General features: G+C 36.0%; 17 protein-coding genes and 1 other annotated feature. Of the genes, 7 read left to right on the forward strand and 10 right to left on the reverse strand.

Features of this window, described 5'->3' with window-relative positions; all coding sequences use genetic code 11:
- Window positions 1-24 precede the first annotated feature (24 nt).
- Window positions 25-504, forward strand: a complete 480-nt coding sequence (locus MKY80_RS17230; protein WP_342530422.1) for a GAF domain-containing protein — start codon at window positions 25-27, stop codon at window positions 502-504.
- An 82-nt stretch (window positions 505-586) separates the two neighbouring features.
- Here the strand turns inward: MKY80_RS17230 and MKY80_RS17235 are convergent, their stop codons facing one another.
- Window positions 587-2470 carry a sensor domain-containing diguanylate cyclase gene (locus MKY80_RS17235; protein ID WP_043990210.1) on the reverse strand — a complete coding sequence of 628 codons (1884 nt, stop codon included), beginning with the start codon at window positions 2468-2470 and terminating at the stop codon, window positions 587-589.
- 469 nt (window positions 2471-2939) lie between these two features.
- Here MKY80_RS17235 and rpsD point away from each other — a divergent pair, with 469 nt between their 5' ends.
- Entirely contained in the window at window positions 2940-3542 is a 603-nt protein-coding gene (rpsD, locus tag MKY80_RS17240; protein ID WP_008176787.1) for a 30S ribosomal protein S4, read from the forward strand.
- A gap of 367 nt (window positions 3543-3909) precedes the next feature.
- On the opposite strand, the gene tnpA is transcribed toward rpsD, so the two are convergent.
- The 4 genes from tnpA to MKY80_RS17260 all read right to left on the reverse strand — a co-directional run bounded on the left by tnpA (window position 3910) and on the right by MKY80_RS17260 (window position 5853).
- Entirely contained in the window at window positions 3910-4386 is a 477-nt protein-coding gene (tnpA, locus tag MKY80_RS17245; RefSeq protein ID WP_342530425.1) for an IS200/IS605 family transposase, read from the reverse strand.
- A gap of 240 nt (window positions 4387-4626) precedes the next feature.
- Window positions 4627-4878, reverse strand: a complete 252-nt coding sequence (locus MKY80_RS17250; protein ID WP_089985677.1) for a hypothetical protein — start codon at window positions 4876-4878, stop codon at window positions 4627-4629.
- Window positions 4871-5125, reverse strand: coding sequence for a YolD-like family protein (locus tag MKY80_RS17255; RefSeq protein WP_089985675.1), 255 nt, complete (start codon window positions 5123-5125; stop codon window positions 4871-4873). Before MKY80_RS17255 ends, MKY80_RS17250 begins: the two co-directional genes overlap by 8 nt.
- A gap of 143 nt (window positions 5126-5268) precedes the next feature.
- Window positions 5269-5853 (reverse strand): DUF4352 domain-containing protein, encoded by a 585-nt coding sequence (locus MKY80_RS17260; protein ID WP_089985673.1) that lies wholly within the window; start codon window positions 5851-5853, stop codon window positions 5269-5271.
- A gap of 329 nt (window positions 5854-6182) precedes the next feature.
- On the opposite strand from MKY80_RS17260, the gene MKY80_RS17265 reads away from it, so the two are divergent.
- A complete protein-coding gene (locus MKY80_RS17265) occupies window positions 6183-6494 on the forward strand; it encodes a hypothetical protein (protein ID WP_342530429.1) in 312 nt (103 codons plus the stop codon).
- Window positions 6495-6778: 284 nt separating this feature from the next.
- Here the strand turns inward: MKY80_RS17265 and MKY80_RS17270 are convergent, their stop codons facing one another.
- From MKY80_RS17270 to MKY80_RS17285, 4 genes are all read right to left on the reverse strand, one after another.
- Window positions 6779-6964: a hypothetical protein gene (locus MKY80_RS17270; protein ID WP_008176785.1), complete on the reverse strand. Its 186-nt coding sequence runs from the start codon at window positions 6962-6964 to the stop codon at window positions 6779-6781.
- 80 nt (window positions 6965-7044) lie between these two features.
- On the reverse strand, window positions 7045-7899 hold the full coding sequence (locus MKY80_RS17275; protein ID WP_342530431.1) for a malate synthase: 855 nt from the start codon (window positions 7897-7899) through the stop codon (window positions 7045-7047).
- Between the two features lie 687 nt (window positions 7900-8586).
- Window positions 8587-9783 carry an MFS transporter gene (locus MKY80_RS17280; protein WP_342530433.1) on the reverse strand — a complete coding sequence of 399 codons (1197 nt, stop codon included), beginning with the start codon at window positions 9781-9783 and terminating at the stop codon, window positions 8587-8589.
- Window positions 9784-9874: 91 nt separating this feature from the next.
- Window positions 9875-10423 (reverse strand): MarR family transcriptional regulator, encoded by a 549-nt coding sequence (locus MKY80_RS17285; RefSeq protein WP_008176776.1) that lies wholly within the window; start codon window positions 10421-10423, stop codon window positions 9875-9877.
- Between the two features lie 537 nt (window positions 10424-10960).
- Here MKY80_RS17285 and MKY80_RS17290 point away from each other — a divergent pair.
- Window positions 10961-12166, forward strand: coding sequence for an iron-containing alcohol dehydrogenase (locus MKY80_RS17290; protein ID WP_008176772.1), 1206 nt, complete (start codon window positions 10961-10963; stop codon window positions 12164-12166).
- 144 nt (window positions 12167-12310) lie between these two features.
- Window positions 12311-13117 carry a cobalamin-binding protein gene (locus tag MKY80_RS17295; RefSeq protein ID WP_342530437.1) on the forward strand — a complete coding sequence of 269 codons (807 nt, stop codon included), beginning with the start codon at window positions 12311-12313 and terminating at the stop codon, window positions 13115-13117.
- A 43-nt stretch (window positions 13118-13160) separates the two neighbouring features.
- On the opposite strand, the gene tyrS is transcribed toward MKY80_RS17295, so the two are convergent.
- Window positions 13161-14429: a tyrosine--tRNA ligase gene (tyrS, locus tag MKY80_RS17300; RefSeq protein WP_089985665.1), complete on the reverse strand. Its 1269-nt coding sequence runs from the start codon at window positions 14427-14429 to the stop codon at window positions 13161-13163.
- An 87-nt stretch (window positions 14430-14516) separates the two neighbouring features.
- Window positions 14517-14725, reverse strand: a binding site (T-box leader).
- Window positions 14726-14827: 102 nt separating this feature from the next.
- Here tyrS and MKY80_RS17305 point away from each other — a divergent pair.
- Together MKY80_RS17305 and MKY80_RS17310 are read left to right on the forward strand one after the other, a co-directional pair.
- On the forward strand, window positions 14828-17884 hold the full coding sequence (locus MKY80_RS17305) for a transglycosylase domain-containing protein (protein ID WP_008176767.1): 3057 nt from the start codon (window positions 14828-14830) through the stop codon (window positions 17882-17884).
- A 111-nt stretch (window positions 17885-17995) separates the two neighbouring features.
- Window positions 17996-18877: an NAD-dependent epimerase/dehydratase family protein gene (locus MKY80_RS17310; protein WP_089985663.1), complete on the forward strand. Its 882-nt coding sequence runs from the start codon at window positions 17996-17998 to the stop codon at window positions 18875-18877.
- The last annotated feature ends 32 nt before the right edge of the window (window positions 18878-18909 follow it).

Genomic DNA, 18909 nt, shown 5'->3' on the forward strand with positions numbered 1-18909 from the left:
ATAACTTTTAAACGAGGTGCATATATGTTTACACTAATTAATTATGAAGGATCTATTGCTGACCAATATCTTACACTATCTAAGCAATTAGATGCACTACTAACTGGCGAAACAGATCAGATTGCAAATTTAAGCAATGCTTCTGCCATTCTTAATCAATTTTTAACAAATATTAACTGGGTTGGCTTCTATCTCTTACAAGATGATGAGCTTGTACTTGGACCATTCCAAGGTCTGCCTGCCTGTGTTAGAATTCCGGTTGGCCGTGGAGTTTGTGGAACTGCAGTGGCAACAAAAGAAACGATTGTTGTCAAAGATGTACACGATTTCCCAGGACATATCGCCTGCGATGCTGCCTCCCAATCTGAAATTGTCATACCCTTAATGAAGCAAGGTGAGATTATTGGTGTACTTGATATCGATAGTCCTACTGTAAATCGCTTCTCTCAGGATGATCAAGATGGCTTAGAGCAATTTGTTCAAACATTACTGCTTCACATATAAGGTGTTAAAAAATTGCCCTGAAATGCATTGTCATTTCAGGGCAATTTATTTTATAGTACCATTTACATTAACGCCATCCATCTTATTGGTTTGTTTGAAAAGAATCACCATGGATGCAAAAACGATTTTTACCACTATTTTTTGCTTCATATAGAGCAGTATCGGCATGTAAGAAAACAGATTGGAATGCCGGTCGGTCTTGATCATTCCATGTAATGAGACCTGCTGAAATCGTTACTTGAGGGTCCGTGGCACTTGGGATTACCTCAACGATGGCTGCTGCTAATTCTAAAGCTTCTTTTTCACTGATATTAGGTACATATACAGACATCTCTTCGCCGCCCCACCTTGCACAAATCCCTCGACTACCTATTGTTTCCCTCAACTGAACGGCAATCTGCATAAGAATTTTATCACCTACTTGGTGACCATACGTGTCATTAATACGTTTAAAATTATCAATATCAATAAGTAAAAACATCCCTGATTGATCATATTCAAGCGACTTTTCTACAAAATGATCTAGGTAACTACGTGCATATAGTTTTGTTAAATGATCCAAATCGACCATTTCCTGAAGCTGTGTTCGTAAAATAGAGTTTGCAATTGCTAAAGATGAGTGGTGGATTAAAGACTGCATTAATTTAAAGCTATCAAACGAAAAGAAATACGGCTCTTTATGTAAGACGATACTAAAGCCATTGATCTTTTCTTCCATTAGAATAGGGATAGCCATTATGGAACGATAATCAATTTGTTTAGAGGTTAATCGACTAAAATCAGCTATAAACAGCGGATCATTAGTTTGAGTAAAATGTTGTTCAACATGCTTAATATACGTTTGACCCTCTTCAGAACTAAATAACGAAGTACTTGCCCCCGTTACTTCAAAGGTGTCATCTTTTTTAAATGCGAAGCAAACTTCCATTGGTTGAAAAGATTTTAGTAACTGCTTTTGTAGGAAAAGTAACATTTCATGAATGTCAATCCTCATATTTAAACGATGTGATGTTTCATTGATAAGTTGTAAGTCACTGACGAGGCGATGCGACTGATGATATAACTTTGCATTTTCTAGTGCATTTCCTGACGCCTGTGCAAGCATCCGTACAAAATCTTTTTCAGTCGTTGAAAAAAGGTAAGTAGTTGGAGCACTTACTTGTAATATGCCATAAATTGCCTGCCTTCCTTTAATAGGTGCATTTAATAATCGGCAATTTAAATCACTCGCAAGTTCAGTTGTTAACTCTCCTGATACAAAAGCCTCGATAGTTGTAGGTCTTTCGGATAAATAATCAAAAAGCTTAATATCGATGGTCGTGTGTCGGTCTTGATCATTCGATAATATAAGCTCTACATTAAATTCAGGGAAGTTATCCCTTATATTTTTCAATACATTTTCTAAAATTAAATCGATATCCATTGTTGAATGAAATAAATCAGTCATGTTATATAGTTTTCTATATTGGTCTTCATTTATTTTTACATCTAAATTATCTCTCATCATTTGAAGAACCTGAGAAAGTATTTCTATACATTTTTCGCCGTAATCTGAGGTCATAAAGTCTGTCCAAGACTCTGTTGCCTCCACAAGTAATACACCAATGGGATTATTGCCCTCTGCTTGGAAAAGCACCATATCTGTCATCATTGAATAGGCCTGTCTTGCCTTTAATATATAAGGAATTTTCACTACTTTTTGTTGATAAAAACTAGCTTCGATCATCAGCCATGACACAGCATTTAGCTTTGTTTCAATTGTTAATGAAGCCATCTCCTCAATAGGTATTAAAGAATTACCTTCAAAACTAAGAAAAGCTGCATTATCAATTTCCAAGTGTTTCTTAAGACACTGTTTTAATGAATAAAAATACCCATTAAAACTAGCTTGTTCTTCATTAGAACTCACCCAAAAGCTCAAAACATCAGATTTTATATATTTTAGCGTTTGTAAATGGTCTGTCATGAAATCACCTTTTCTATATAACGTCCAAATCAATTACTATTAACTTATAATATATTATACATAATTTGTGTCATTTTGACTATGTAATTTCTCCCTTACTTTTACATTTTAGATTTCACAGCGTATCTTTAACTATTTCTGACACATTAGGAATGTACAGTGAGGAATTTTCTACTATACGCCTGTTACAAAATTTTAAATACTAATAATTGACGTACAAGTCCTAAGCAGTTACAATGAGGGTTGTGTAAAATAAACGCAGCAGTGGTATAAGCTTATATTGTATTTTATTCCTCTATTTTCTTCTGTACAACTACTTAGATAGTCAGCTATTAAAAATAGATGGTGTATTGTGTAACCTAACGGCTGCATAGGCGAAAATACATGAAAATAAAATGCGTGTAAGAATGGGTACTACTGGTTTTTGTTTTACAACAAAAAAACCAAATTTAAAGGAGGAGACAACAATATGTCTCGTTATACAGGTCCATCTTGGAAATTATCTCGTCGTCTTGGTATCTCACTAAGCGGTACAGGTAAAGAAATCGAAAAACGTCCTTACGCACCAGGACAACACGGTCCAAACCAACGTAAAAAATTATCAGAATACGGTTTACAACTTCAAGAGAAGCAAAAACTTCGTCACATGTACGGCATGAACGAACGTCAATTCCGTACACTGTTTAACCGCGCTGGTAAAATGAAAGGTGTACACGGTGAAAACTTCATGATCCTTCTTGAAACTCGCCTTGACAACTTAGTTTACCGTTTAGGTTTAGCTCGTACTCGTCGTGGAGCTCGTCAATTAGTTAACCACGGTCACATCTTAGTAGATGGCAAACGCGTTGATATTCCATCATTCAGCGTAAAACCAGGTCAAACGATTTCTCTTCGTGAAAAATCTCAAAACCTTGCTGTTGTAGGTGAAGCAATCGAAGTAAACAACTTCGTACCTGACTACTTAACATTTGACGCTGACAAAAAAGAAGGTACATTCACTCGCCTTCCAGAGCGTTCTGAGTTATCAGCAGAAATCAACGAATCATTCATCGTAGAGTACTACTCTCGTTAATTTTTTAACGATAGAAATCTTCGGATTCTTAAACCCCGTAACCTTGGTATACCAAGTGTTTACGGGGTTTTTGTTTTGTATTTCACTTTCGATATTTAGTATTTCTTACTGGGGGTTTAGGGGAGCGACTGGAGGAGCGTTTTTTGCTTACTTAGTTTTTAAAAAACAAACAACGGACAGGTGTACTTTATTTTTATTTTAAGCCCTAGGTATTTCGACTATTCAAAGTTAAGCCTAATCAGAACCACCAGTCTAACTGGTGGTTTGCTCTACGCGTGAAACGCTGGGGTACTGGCCCATGTCTAAAGACACACTGAAAGGTCCGCCAACCGCACTCCGTTTTCACGCTACCACTAAAGTGGTTTTATCATTTTCCTTTTTTTGCTTTTATTTCTTCTCCTGTAAATGGATCAATGAATTCTTTCATGGTCATTTGATCCTCAAGAATATCCTCTTGTAATTGATTTTTTATATATTCCTGAATGATTTTTCTGTTTCTTCCTACTGTATCTACATAATATCCGCGACACCAAAACTTCCTGTTTCCATATTTGTATTTTAGGTTCGCATGTCGATCGAATATCATTAAACTACTTTTCCCTTTCAAATAACCCACAAACGATGAAACACTTAATTTGGGTGGGATACTTACCAACATATGAATATGATCAGGACATGCTGTTGCTTCAATAATTTCTACTCCTTTTCTTTCACATAACTGGCGAAGAATTCTACCTACATCTACTTTAATTTGTCCATAAATAATCTGCCTTCTATATTTTGGCGCAAAGACGATGTGATACTTACAATTCCATGTTGTGTATGCTAAACTTTTATTATCCATTTGGATCCCCTTTCGTACGAAGTCGGTTGACCAGACCTGAATTCATTGTACGGCTGGGGTTTTTTTCTTGTCCATAGCTAGAAGCTCTTTAGAACCCCTCGCATAGCAAGGGGTTTTCAAAAGATACAATAATAGTCACTCATTTTTCAAATGAGCGACTTAAATAATAACTAATAATTACTTTAAGCTTTTTACACAATGTAAATATGGCTTATTTGTTCTGTATTTTAAATAAGAGAATCATTTAATCTTACAATGTTTATTAACATATACTCTTTTATTTATTTCTTTATCATTACTTCTCCCGATAAATGATCCTTCTGCCCACTCAGCACGAATATATTCATTCCATTCCTTATAACTAATTAGGGGCACAAAGACTTTTTTAATTTTAAGTTGTTCGACTTTCTGATAATCCATCTGTAGTGACTTTACTGCTAGTTCTATTAATAAGTATTTGTGTAAAAGCTGGCGTTGCTCTGGATTAATCATCAGCGTCTACCAATGACGCCTTTCGGATCATATCAAAGGTAATATGCTTAATTGATAAATCTGTTTCTAATAGTAATTGCTTTTTATAAACATCGGTGCCAGTTATTAACCCTACCTGGCCTAGAAGTTTATTCTGGTGCCATAGCATTAATTTAACTAATTTTTGCAATTTAAACGCTCGCTGTATGGTTTGTTCTATTTCCTCTAACTCCCACTGAGTTAGGTCACGTTTTTTATCATATTTGATTAACCATCATAGATACTGCATTCTGCATCGCACGCATCGGTTGACTTAAACGATCTTCAATCTGAATTGCTGTTTGGATGGTTGCCATGTCATCACATCCTTTTTTGGCATAATAAAAAGCCACTCAAAGGTGGCTTTATTAATTAATTTAATTTTATAATTCCTGTTTCTGTACCCCAAAAACCTGTTTGTACTTGTAAGTCTAGACCTGTTAATCCAGTTGGAACTTCGAATAGTACGTTACCTGTAAGTGCTAATCCAGGATTAATTCCTTCAAAAGTAAAATATTTATCATCCGCTACGATAATAGTTGATGGTGAATATGATGCTCCATTAGCAGCTTTTAATTTAAAGAAACTCGAATCTGTTTGAATCATTTCTGTTCCACTATTTTTTACAGTCACATTTACATTCAAAAATACTGCACCTTCTGCATCAGGTTTATATTTCATGTATCCATTAGCAGCACTAATCTCATTAACTTCGTTTATTGAATTAACTTTAAAAATAACTTTTCCAACTGATAATTCTTCACCTATACTAACCTTTTTGTCCTTCCCAGCATCTGGTTTATCATTTTTTGAATCAGTGTTAGTTGATGCCGTAACTGGTTCTTTCTCTTTATCTGTTGTTTCTTTATTATCATCGCCAACAAACATCCCGATAATTATTAACAAGATAAATAAAGCAATAAAACCACCACAACCTATTTTTAAAAATTTTTTCATTAAAATATCCCTCCTTATACACAAATATACATGGATAATCGAGGTAAATCTATTACTTTTTTCATATTTCTACATTTTTCATCACTCTTTTCATTGAAAAAACACCCTCAAATGAGAGTGCTTAATAGTTGTCTTTTTTCGATTTGCTTTATTAATAACTGGTTCATTCGCTTAAGATTTGGCTGATTGCTTTTAGAAAAGAAACCAAAATTTTTAAGATTCAATAACTGAGGTCGCTCATTTTTTCTACTGACTCCTGCCACCAATACCCTATGTTATTACACCCTTATTGAAGGATTACAAACCTTCAATATTTCGACTATTTCATCGTGTTTAAAGTTACAGTTAATGTGGCTGTTGATGCGGAATTAATCCCTCGTAATCGTTTTACTAAAGTAGTTATTAACGACGAAGAACGAGAAGAACCTAATGTACTGAATATCCAGCAGCTTAATCGATTACTTGAAATTGCAGAATTAGCTGAACCTTTAACCTCTTATGCCATTAGAGTGTGGAGTTCTGGAATTCTATTAGAAGATGGTGAACAACTTAAAGAAAGTGGTTCACATACTAAAGAGCCGTATGCAGATAACTGTCTATTTTATGCATTCAAACGTTTATCAGAAAAGATGGGTATTTAGTTTTTATTTTAGGGGATTTTTAAGGGGGCAGACAGGAGTATAATTATCTTCTTATTTATCCTCGCGTACTTCAGCCTTTCATATTATAACTACGCGTTCTTACTTCAACAAAATTATTTACTACTACAAGTATAAGTGAATAAAGAGTAAATCTGTTTGCAGTCCAGTCACTTATCGATAAAAGAAAAAACCAAAATGAATTTCTCCATTCTGGTTAAAGTCATACTTTTTGGTTTCCCATAAAATAAATAGCTTGATTATAAACTTATCTTACCATTCGTTAATTATAATCGCTCTAAATCTTGGTACTCTTTCATATAAGGGCCATCCTCTGCAACAAATGAATGATACATGGCCTTTACTGCAAAATTTTTCTCTAATCCCATTTCAGATTTTAGCTTTTTTAATTCATCATGCAGTACTCGATGTTCATTGATAAGCTTTAGCATAACTGTTTTATTATATTTCATTACATCCGTCCTTTTGTTTAACTACAACTTTAAAAATTAAATTCTGTTCTGTGGTTCTGCATTTAATCGATTTTTTCCTTCTAAATACGCATTAATGCACCATTAGGTTTTGGTAATTCTTGAGCTGATATTTGATTCATTTTACAAAAATGTTGAAAAAATTGTTGTGCCTGCTCTCGTTCATTTGGGTCACTTTTCAATGACATAATATCAAGTAAAATTTGAGCCATCCATAAATTTTCAAAATATCGGTATTTACCTGTATTCCATGTCATTTTTTCAGGAGATTTTTCATTTAAATAATATTTCCAGAAAAGCAACTGATCCGACTCCTGTTCTGTAAGCTGCAATCTGTATATGGAATGAGCAGGAATATATCCATCTTCACAAATTTTGCCGACAAAATCTTCTTTCACCATATAGACGCCTAAGATACGTCTTTCTTTTTCTAGCTTGCTCGAATCTACTGCTGTTAATAACACAGCGCTATTTGGATGCAAGCGACTCGGCTTGTTTGGTTTTCCTTTGTTATTGCCACTTTTTAAGACTCCTGAAAAAACTTTCCACTCTGAAAAAGAAGTAGTCTGTTCTTCAGTGTCACACCAAAAAACCATTTGTGATGAGGGATGAAGTTTATGGTTTTTCATAAGCTTTTCATGCTCCAAGCGAAGCGCCAGCTTTTTTCGTTGTAAAACTTTTTCCTCTCCCTTCTTCAATTCCTCCTCTTTTCGTTCATTTTCCTTTTTTTGTATAATTTCTTCAAGTGACCTAGCATCACTTTTATCATGTAGCTTTAGATGTGTTCCAAATACATCAGGGAAAACAAACTTCTTATTTTCAGATGCGAAATGTATTTCAATACTAGAATCATTATGCTTAACGATACTACCTACGCCAAAACGCTTATGCGTAACTTTCTTATTGATTAGATTCATTATTCTAGTCCTCCTTAGGGAATAAAAAAATTCGGTTACTATTAGATAATAAATTAATAATTATTCAACTAACGTCCTTAAAAGCTCACATAAACTGTTTTGATTTTTTTCTTTAGCTTAAAAAAGATTTAAAAAAGTCCCAAATTCAATCTGTAAAAATAGACATCGGATTTCGAAATACGATTTCAAAAAAATGATTATAAGACTATTATAACATTTTTTTAAAATTTCACAAATTTATTATTGACAACATATTTTATCATAAGGTAAAATTATAATTTATTCTCTGAATTACTTTAAAATAAAGGCCTCCAACAAACTTCTGGCAAATGCCAGTATCTTGTGATCAGTACCCCTCTGTAAAAGAAAACGAATAGTCTAAGGGAATGATTCCACAATCATGCACCAAAAAAGACCCCAATTTTGCAAAAGGTTATTGCAAAAATTAGGGCCAGAATTTGTTTAAACCAAGCCTATCTCTCTAGATACCAGCTCAATTAATTATTGACGGTCTGTCTACGTTCCTGTGAATTTCTTTTTGTAAATATCCTCTCCTATTATGTACATCCATTTTTGAAACTTCCTCTGTTTGTAGGTTTTCCCATTTGTAAATGTAAAAAATTTAGTCTGTATTTGTCTATCAAGGTTCAGGGCTTTTTTCACCATTTAATCGTAATTTATGAACAATCAATTTGAACCTACGTTTTTTCCACTTTTAATCAATAGCGCAGAAACTAATCCAATACTAAGTGTTGTAGCAAGAAGAAGGAAGGCTACAGTAAAGCTACCAGTTTGAATTAAATAAACAGATATGAATGGTGCAATACTTGTTCCAGCAAATAAAATGACTGTATACATAGAGACCGCAATCCCTCCCATATTCCAGCCTAACTGACTAACAAGTGTTACTAATGAAGGAACCGCCAGTGCAATCCCACCGACAAATAAAATACTAATAATCGTTAAACCAGCTATAGTTGAAATAAGGCTCATCACGGTTAGTGAGATAATCGAAAGACATAAGGCCATTTTTAATACAAATAGTACATTAAAACGCTTCGCTAATTTACCTGCAAATGGTGACATCACCATTCCTACTATCCCAAAGGCACGAATGTAAATGAGGTTTTGACTATTCATACCGAAGGAATCACTCGTTAAATATGCACCTAAAATAATGTACATACTGACAAATGACATTAATAATACAAACGAAATGATATAACTAAATATCAAATTTCTATTGGTAAAAATAATACCGATTCTCTTCAGAGGAGCCCATATATTTTTAGATTCGTTCTGAAGTACTCCCTTCGGTAAGATCCACACGACTAACAAAGCAGTTATAAGATACACTGCAGCAAGCACATAAAAAATGACGTGCCAATGACTTTGTTCACTTACATATCCACTAAACACTTGCCCAACTATACCCGCAACAAGAAATCCCGTACTGATAAAACCAATTGCCCCAACCTTTCGATCATTGGGAAAAACCTCAAGAGTATAAGCAAGTGCTACTGGTGAAAATGTTGCTGCCGCAAGCCCTTGTATTCCTCTCAATAAAAGAATAATAGAAAAATCATTAACTAATCCTAGAAGTAACGTGATCATGCTTAGTGAAAAAAGCCCAAATACAATGACATTTTTTCGACCATATTTTTCTGATATCGCACCATAGAAAAAACAACCTAGTGCAAATCCAAGTGAAAAAACACTTGATGTAAAGCCTGCCTGAACCAATGAAATATTAAAATAATCACTGAATAAACTAATCAGAGGTATTGTTAAATAGAGACTAGACATCACTACCATACCTGTCCAGGATAAAATAGTTGTCATTAAAGCATAATTTTCTCGATTACCTGAAATTACAATATTCATTAAATAAATCACCCTTTTTAGTTTGATTAACTTATAGTTAGATAATCTAATTAAATGACTAAAAATTAAACTGTACCAACATAGCTACAGTTTAACGCTCCACATTTAGTTTTCTTTGTATTGATGTTAATAATTTACTCACTAGCTTCTCAAATACTTTTCGTTCATCAGGCTCCAAATCGATTAAATTAGAAGCACACGACGACCAATATGTCGGTAAAACTTCAGCTATAAAAGTACGACCTTCATCCGTTAAACTTACATATATCTTCCTCCGATCTTCCTTACTATGATTCCTTACAACAAGATTTCTTTTTTCTAACCAATCGAGCATTGACGTTGCAGATGCTCTCGTAATTCCCAGTCGTTTGGCTAAAGCAGACGGAGTCGCACGTCTTTCTCCATGTAATGTCAGTAATAGCAATAAGTCCAATTTACTTTCTGTAATACCAAATGGAGCTAACTCATTGTCTGTTACATCTAAAACATAATCGCTTAACCATAACAACATTAAACCCAATTTCGCATCTTCATGATTTGTTTCATTTGATGAAGACATCTGAATCAGTTCCACATACGGCTCTATCCCTAAGGCTGGTAAATCATCTTCATTCATGTACGTTTTCTTAAGTTTTGTCATTGAATCACCTTTTAATTAGATTATCTAACTATCAACTATTCTAACTATAAATTTAGTTGAAGGCAAGCACTTTTATTTCCACAAATTTCTTCAAAATAAAAGCTACTCCTTTTTTAGCGCAAACACAATGCCTCTCAACGATCATAAACCCTTCTCATTTTGTGACAATTTTATGTACTTTAAAATAGTAATTACATAGTTTCAAAATAATATATCCACTACCTTAATATTAAAAACAAAATATCAGTTATTTACTATTCCTAGACCACTTCAAATAGAACCTTTTCTCAAAAAATATATTTTATTTTTATAGTAAAACATTTTCTAAACATTATTATAATCAACATTCTTATACAATTCTTGTTTTCAAAGAATCATTTAATAAGCTAACTTTTTTGTAAAATAATAACAAGAATAAAATGAACAATTTTAATAAAAATACGAGTTGAACTTTAACAAAAAATAGAATACGATGAATTCCGAAAGGTGGTTCACCATCATTCAAGCAATAATAATTTTTAAAAAGGGGTTGGAAGTATGTCAGACGTTCTAAAGCAATTTGTTATGCCGAAAACAAACTTATTTGGACCTGGAGCAATTCAAGAAGTTGGTAAACACTTAAATGATTTAGAAGTGAAAAAGACATTAATCGTAACAGATGAGGGCTTACACAAATTAGGTCTCTCTGAACAAATTGCAAACATCATTACAGCTGCTGGAATTGATGTAGCAATTTTCCCTAAAGCAGAACCAAATCCAACAGATCAAAATATTGAAGATGGCATTGCAGCTTACCATGCTGAAGGCTGTGATTCAATCGTTTCTCTTGGAGGAGGGAGCGCTCATGATGCAGCAAAAGGTATCGGACTTATTGCTTCGAATGGTGGACGCATTCACGATTATGAAGGCGTTGATAAATCACAAAATCCACTTGTGCCATTAATTGCTATTAACACAACGGCTGGTACTGCTAGTGAAATGACTCGTTTCACCATTATTACAGATACAGCACGTAAAGTGAAGATGGCCATTGTTGACAAACATGTGACTCCGTTAGTTTCGATTAACGATCCAGAACTGATGATTGGATTACCTCCTGCTCTAACAGCAGCTACTGGTGTAGATGCATTGACACATGCTATTGAATCATTTGTTTCGACAAATGCTACACCAATTACGGATGCTTGTGCTGAGAAGGTACTTCAACTAGTTCCTGAATTCCTACCACGTGCCTATGCAAATGGAGCTGATTTAGAAGCACGTGAACAAATGGTATATGCACAATTTTTAGCAGGTATGGCCTTTAATAATGCTTCACTTGGCTATGTCCATGCAATTGCTCATCAGTTAGGTGGCTACTATAACCTACCTCATGGCGTATGTAATGCTATTTTATTGCCACATGTTTGCCGCTACAACGTAACAGCACGTACTGAGCGCTTTGCTCGCATTGCTGAATTATTAGGTGAAAATGTGGAAGGATTAAGTAAACGAGATGCTGCTGAAAAAGCTATTTCAGCGATTGAAAAGCTATCAAAAGATTTGAATATTCCTAGCGGCTTCCGCGAACTAGGTGCAAAAGACGAGGATATTGAAATTTTAGCAAAAAATGCGATGTTAGATGTATGTGCTGAGACAAATCCTCGTAAGGCAACACTAGAGGATATTAAACAAATTATTACAAATGCAATGGGCCCTATCGTGAAAAAAGAGGCATCGCTTGAAGCTGTTGCTCTTTCATAATTAATTTTAAAAACAAAAGGTGGAGATAAACAAAGCGTTTTCTCCACCTTTTTCCTATGCACTAAGATAAAAAAAACGTACACACATTGTTTAGAATGCAAACTCTCGCTATACTTTTCTTAAAAAAGAATAGGAGATAACAATATGCGTTTAATCTCGATATGCCCTAGCAATACGGAGCTTGTAGCCTATTTAGGACTGACAGACCAGCTTGTTGGAGTAGATGATTTCTCCGATTGGCCATCCAGCGTTAAAGATTTGCCACAGCTCGGCCCAGATTTATCTATTAATATGGACGATTTAGAGGATTTACAGCCCGATCTTGTTCTTGCTTCATTAAGTGTGCCTGGAATGGAGAAAAACATCGAGGAATTGCAAAGAAGAAATATCCCACATATTGTTTTTAATGCTAACTCGTTAGAGGAAATTGCTCAAGATCTCCTTTCACTCGGGAGAGCTTGTCATGTAGAAGAACGTGCTAAAATAATTGCGGAAGAATATTTGCAATCGATTGACAAAATGCGTACAGTTGCAAACTCCCTCATGAAGAAACCTACCCTTTATTGGGAATGGTGGCCGAACCCTATTTTTACACCAGGAAAAATAAATTGGCTAACAGAAATTAGTGCTATTGCAGGTGGAGTCAATTTATTTCAGGATGTCGAACTAGCCAGTGTTCAAACAGATTGGGCAGATGTTGTTAAACGAAAGCCTGACTACATCATGATGGCTTGGGTAGGCGTAGCTTTTGAGCGTATACAGCCATCCAACTTATTAAAGCGCCCTCATGCTAGTGAGCTACATGCCGTGAAAATGAAACAGCTCCATGTGATGGAGGAATGGCTTTATTGTCGCCCTTCTCTCCGCCTTATTGAAGGGGCTATAAAGCTAGCTAAAATATTGCACCCTCAACAATATGAACATATAAAATTGCCAAGTTTTTTATCATAAAAAAAAACATCCCCTTTTGGGTCGGGGGATGTTGTTTCAATCATTACACAAACTTCACCATATGATATTTTTTCTTACCGCGACGAACAATGCTAAATGCATCCTCTAGACGATCCTTTGCACCGAATACATATTCTAAATCCGTCACTTTTTCTCCATTGACACTAATTGCACCATTTGAAACGTCCTCACGCGCCTGACGTTTCGATGATGAGATGCCAGCTTCCACTAGAAGGTCTACAATATTTTTATCTTCCTTAGCCATTTCAATAGAAGGAACGTCTTTAAAGGCATCCTTCATTTCTTCAGCAGAAAGTGCTTTTAAATCGCCTGAAAATAATGCTGCTGTAATACGGATAGCTTGCTCTAATGCCTCTTGACCATGAATTAATCGTGTCATTTCCTCAGCAAGTGCTTTTTGAGCCTTACGTAAATGTGGCTCTTCCTCTACAGAAATAGCTAATGCTTCAATCTCTTCACGAGTAAGGAATGTGAATATTTTTAAGTATTTGATCACATCTGCATCCGCAGCATTGATCCAGAATTGGTAAAACTCATATGGAGATGTTTTCTTCCCATCTAACCAAACAGCACCACCAGCTGTTTTACCAAATTTCGTACCATCAGCTTTCGTCACTAATGGAATCGTAATCCCAAAGGCTTTAGTTTCTTCTTCATGAGTTTTACGAATAACCTCTAAACCTGTTGTAATATTACCCCATTGGTCAGAACCGCCTACTTGAATACGACAATTGTAGTGGTTGTATAGATGATTGTAATCAATCCCTTGAATTAATGTATAAGCAAACTCTGTGAAAGATATCCCCGTATCAAGTCGAGAAGCAATTGTATCTTTTGCCAACATGTAGTTAACATTAATTAATTTCCCATAATCACGTAAAAATTCAATCGTATTTATATTGCCGATCCAGTCACGATTGTTCACAAGCTGAGCGCCATTACCAGCTTCAGCAAAATCAAAAATACGTTCTAGTTGACCGCGGATACCTTGAACATTTTTATCGATTTGCTCCACAGTTTGTAATTGACGCTCTTCTGAACGACCTGAAGGATCTCCTATCATGCCTGTAGCCCCACCCACAAGTAAAATTGGACGGTGTCCCGCTTTTTGGAAGCGACGTAAAGTTAAAAGCGGAACAATATGTCCAATATGCATAGAATCTGCTGTTGGATCAACACCACAGTATAAAGAGACAGATTGTTCTTCTAATAATTTTGCCATACCATCAGCATCTGTTTGTTGATATAGCAGTCCACGCCATTCTAAATCTTGTAATAATTCGTTTGTCATGATGATTCCTCCTAATTGATTGAAATTCGCTACGTGCATGGACAAATTCATGAGATAAAAAAAATCCCTACACGCAAAATAATTGCATGCAGGGACGTTAAATTGTAAATTAACGCGGTACCACCCGGCTTGAAGATGTCATCCACCTTCCACTTCATTCAACCGCCTTTATCGCAGGCGCGCACGTCTAAGCTCCAAGCACGTAATTCATCTCTACATTATGACCAGTTTTCACCAACCACTGGCTCTCTAAACAGGGAATATAGAAACTACTCCAAACTCTTCATCACTAGAAAACTATAACCATTATTCTATACGAATCTATTTCAATGTCAATAACTATGTTCTAGCTAAAACAATATGTGCTATAATAAACAAGATTTTAGGAGGTCGATACATTGAAAGATTGGATTGAAAAAATCAATGCAAAGATCGATACATTAATTGAACAAAAATGGATGAAGAAATTACGTATTTCAGGTAGCGTTACCTGGAACTTATTTTTACTATTTTTAGTTTTTGCATTGGTTGGCACTGTATTTGTCGGTTCAGTAGGAGCTGGTTATTTCGCTTCTCTTGTAAAAGAAGAACCCTTACGCTCAAAGGAAGAATTGCGAGATCAAATTTTTAGCTATGAAGAAACAAGTGAGATTTATTTTGCCAACGATATTTATATCGGAAAATTACGGACAGATTTAGATCGCCGTGAAACTTCACTTAAAAATGTTGCACCAGATGTTCTTAATGCTGTACTAGCAACAGAAGATGAATATTTCCGTGAACATAACGGAATTGTACCAAAAGCGGTTATACGAGGCTTATTACAAGATGTTACGAATTCTGCTACACAGACAGGTGGCTCTACCCTTACGCAACAACTTATAAAAAACCAAGTATTAACCAATGAAGTTTCCTATGAACGTAAAGCAAAAGAAATTTTACTTGCTATGCGTTTAGAGCATTTTATGACAAAGGAAGAAATATTAGAGGCTTATTTAAATATTATTCCATACGGTCGTAACTCTTCAGGGCGCAATATTGCAGGTGTAGAAACAGCCGCGGAAGGGATCTTTGGTGTGAAAGCTAAAGATTTATCACTAGCGCAAGCAGCTTACATAGCTGGTATTCCTCAGGCGCCATTTGCTTACACACCGTTTACAAATACGGGTGAACTGAAAAGTGAGGAAGCTTTAAAACCAGGTATTGATCGTATGAAAACAGTTCTTTATCGTATGAAAGAAGCTGGTTATATTGACGATGCGCAATATAAAGAAACACTTAATTATGATATTGCTGCTGACTTCCGTGGTCCAGAAATGCGAGCGGAGGATCGTTATCCATGGCTTACATATGAGCTTGAGAGTCGTGCAAAAGATATTATTGCAGAAAAACTCGCAGAAGATGACGGTATTGACCCAGAGCGATTAAAAACAGAAAAGAAATTAAAAGATAAATATAAAATCTTAGCTGATCGTGATGTTCGCTCAAAAGGTTATCGTATTTATTCAACCATTAACAAAGATATGTATGATGCCATGCAAAAAGCTGCTAAGGACTTCCAATATTATGGCCATACGTATACTGGTAAAGGGAAAGACCCTGTAACTGGTGAGGAAATTGATATCGAAATGCCCGTACAAGTGGGTAGTATTTTAATGGAAAATACGACGGGTCGAATTTTAAGTTTTGTAGGTGGTCGAGACTTTAATACAACTCAAGTTAACCACGCAACACAAGCTTATCGTTCAAATGGTTCTACGATGAAACCATTACTTGTTTACGCTCCTGCTATTGAGTACGGCGTAATTGGCGCAGGTAGCCCACTCGTTGACGTAAAATTCTCAATCGGTTCATGGAGCCCAAGTAACTATATTACTAGTGATGAACGAGGACTTATTCCCGCACGTGAGGCTTTAGCAGATTCTCAAAACATATCAGCGTTACGTTTATACAATGATATTATTAACAAACGTCCTGCTGATCTATTAGTAAAAATGGGATTCACAAAATTACACCCCGATGATTTCACTAACCTAGCAACTGGTATCGGTGCTTTAAGTGAGGGGACTACTGTAGAAGAGAATACGAATGCCTTTGCTACTTTTGCAAATGGTGGTCAATTCGTTGATGCTTATATGATTGATCGAATTGAAGATCAAGAAGGAAATATTATTTACAAACACGAAGTAGAACCCGTCCAAGTATTCAGTCCAGAAACGTCCTATATTGTGACGGATATGCTACGTGACGTATTAACAAAAGGAACAGGAACTCTTGCACGTAATACATTAAAATTCTCTTCAGATTTTGCTGCAAAAACAGGGACTTCTCAAGAGTATAAAGATGTTTGGTTAGTTGGTTATAATCCAAATGTATCTCTAGGTGTTTGGATGGGTTACGACCAACCTCGTACATTGTACGCATTTAATAATACGTACCAACAGCCAAGCGTTCGTGTCAATAAACTATGGGGTACTTTAATGAATTCCGTTTACGATGTGGCTCCTGAGTTTATTGATCCACCAACAAGCTTTAAGGCACCTAAAAATGTGGTGACCGCTTCGTTCTGTGGTATTTCTGGGATGGCACCTTCTGCAGCCTGTGCAAACGCAGGTTTAGTCCGTTCAGACTTATTTAATGCGAAAGTATTTTTACCTACACAACCAGATGATAGTTTAGCTGCTTCAAGTGTTGTAACGATTAAAGGAAAAACTTATAACGCATTACCAAGTACACCAGCTGAATTTGTTAAATCAGGTGGCGCAGGTATTAATCAAGCGTTCATTAAACGCATGTTAGGCCGTCTTGGCGGTAATCCAGCAAGTTTACTACCAAAGAATTCAACTTTATCAAATTCATCTGTTTCAGCAGTTGATTTCCCTGCAGATGGAAGTGCACCTGCAGCGGTAACGGCATCCGTAAATGGCTCAACTTTATCTTGGACAGAGTCATCAAACGATGTAGTTGGTTATCGAATTTATAATGTTACAAATGGTGGCAACACATTAGTAACGTCCGTTCTTGAATCTACACAAAGCATTACGGTTGCTAGTGGACAAGCCTATGTTGTAGTGGCTGTAGATATTACAGGCTTAGCATCACCACATTCTAATGTAGCCTCTACTGGTGGTAATGATGATGAACCTGACCCAGAGGATAATGGTCAAGAGACAATTCCACCGACAACACCGCCTACAAATGGCAATGGGTCTGGTAATAATGGCAATGGTTCAGGAAACGGCAATGGATCTGGTGGCAATGGCAACGGCTCTAACAACGGCAATGGATCTGGTGGCAATGGCAACGGCTCTAACAACGGCAATGGTAACGGTGGTAACGGCAACGGCTCCAACAATGGCAACGGATCTGGTGGTAACGAATCAGGCCAACCGGAAGATGGCTCAAACGGCGGAGACAACAGCAATACAACTCCCCCAGAAACGTCAAGCCGATAATCAATTTCGTTTCAGTATCAAACAGACTTACTACATTTCACTTTTGATTTGTAGTAAGTCTGTTTTTTTGTCATTATTAAGAAGACTACTATTTTGAAGGAGAGGGAAAATATGAACATATTAGTTTTAGGTGGCACACGTTTTTTTGGAAAAAAATTAGTGGAACTTTGCATTGAGAATGGACATGATGTAACGATTTTAACACGCGGGCAAAGCGGCAATCCTTTTGGGACAGCTGTTAAACAATTAATAGTTGATCGGGATGACCATGACGCATTAGAAAATGCTCTCGCCCATACAACGTGGGATATTGTTTATGATAATATTTGCTACTCTCCTAACGAGGCACATACCATTTGTGAGCTTTTAAAAGGGAAAACGAAAAAACTTGTCTTTACGTCTACTCTTTCAACCTATGAGGTAGATGGAAAGATGAAAAAGGAAGAAGATTTCGATCCTTACCATTATCAAATTCTTATGGGGGATCGAGAAGAATTTTCCTATGGAGAAGGAAAACGACAGGCTGAGGCTGTGTTGTTTAAAGAAGCTTCATTCCCAGTTGTTGCCGTACGTTTCCCCATTGTTATGGGCGAACATGATTACACACGTCGCTTGCACTTTCATGTTGAACGTATTTTACACGATCAGCCAATCTCATTACCAAATATCGATGCACAGATGAGCTATATTACAGATGAGGAGGCTGCTGAATTTTTATATTTTGTAGGCGTTACTCCTATAGAAGGACCGTACAATGCTACTGCTTCTGGTGCCATTTCATTGAAAGAACTTCTTGCATTGATTGAAGAAGAGAGTGGAAAGCGCGCAAAAATTTCGCTTGTTGGTGGCGATGAAGAATCACAATCACCATATGGTGTACAAGCTGATTGGTATATGACGAATGCGAAAGCAGAGAAAGCAGGATTTACATTTAGTCAGCTTCGTGATTGGTTGCCAAATTTAGTTAAAACTTTAGTAAAACAACTTCAATAAAAAAAGAAAGACAAAGAGTCCGCTAAATACGC

The organism is Lysinibacillus sp. FSL R5-0849 (genome assembly GCF_038595075.1).
Lineage (GTDB): Bacteria > Bacillota > Bacilli > Bacillales_A > Planococcaceae > Lysinibacillus > Lysinibacillus fusiformis.

Bases quoted from the DNA above. Each gene is read 5' to 3' on its own strand.
- MKY80_RS17230 (WP_342530422.1), top strand. From the start codon at position 25: ATGTTTACACTAATTAATTATGAAGGATCTATTGCTGACCAATATCTT.
- MKY80_RS17235 (WP_043990210.1), bottom strand. From the start codon at position 2,470: ATGACAGACCATTTACAAACGCTAAAATATATAAAATCTGATGTTTTG.
- rpsD (WP_008176787.1), top strand. From the start codon at position 2,940: ATGTCTCGTTATACAGGTCCATCTTGGAAATTATCTCGTCGTCTTGGT.
- tnpA (WP_342530425.1), bottom strand. From the start codon at position 4,386: ATGGATAATAAAAGTTTAGCATACACAACATGGAATTGTAAGTATCAC.
- MKY80_RS17250 (WP_089985677.1), bottom strand. From the start codon at position 4,878: ATGATTAATCCAGAGCAACGCCAGCTTTTACACAAATACTTATTAATA.
- MKY80_RS17260 (WP_089985673.1), bottom strand. From the start codon at position 5,853: ATGAAAAAATTTTTAAAAATAGGTTGTGGTGGTTTTATTGCTTTATTT.
- MKY80_RS17270 (WP_008176785.1), bottom strand. From the start codon at position 6,964: ATGAAATATAATAAAACAGTTATGCTAAAGCTTATCAATGAACATCGA.
- MKY80_RS17275 (WP_342530431.1), bottom strand. From the start codon at position 7,899: ATGAATCTAATCAATAAGAAAGTTACGCATAAGCGTTTTGGCGTAGGT.
- MKY80_RS17280 (WP_342530433.1), bottom strand. From the start codon at position 9,783: ATGAATATTGTAATTTCAGGTAATCGAGAAAATTATGCTTTAATGACA.
- MKY80_RS17285 (WP_008176776.1), bottom strand. From the start codon at position 10,423: ATGACAAAACTTAAGAAAACGTACATGAATGAAGATGATTTACCAGCC.
- MKY80_RS17290 (WP_008176772.1), top strand. From the start codon at position 10,961: ATGTCAGACGTTCTAAAGCAATTTGTTATGCCGAAAACAAACTTATTT.
- MKY80_RS17295 (WP_342530437.1), top strand. From the start codon at position 12,311: ATGCGTTTAATCTCGATATGCCCTAGCAATACGGAGCTTGTAGCCTAT.
- tyrS (WP_089985665.1), bottom strand. From the start codon at position 14,429: ATGACAAACGAATTATTACAAGATTTAGAATGGCGTGGACTGCTATAT.
- MKY80_RS17310 (WP_089985663.1), top strand. From the start codon at position 17,996: ATGAACATATTAGTTTTAGGTGGCACACGTTTTTTTGGAAAAAAATTA.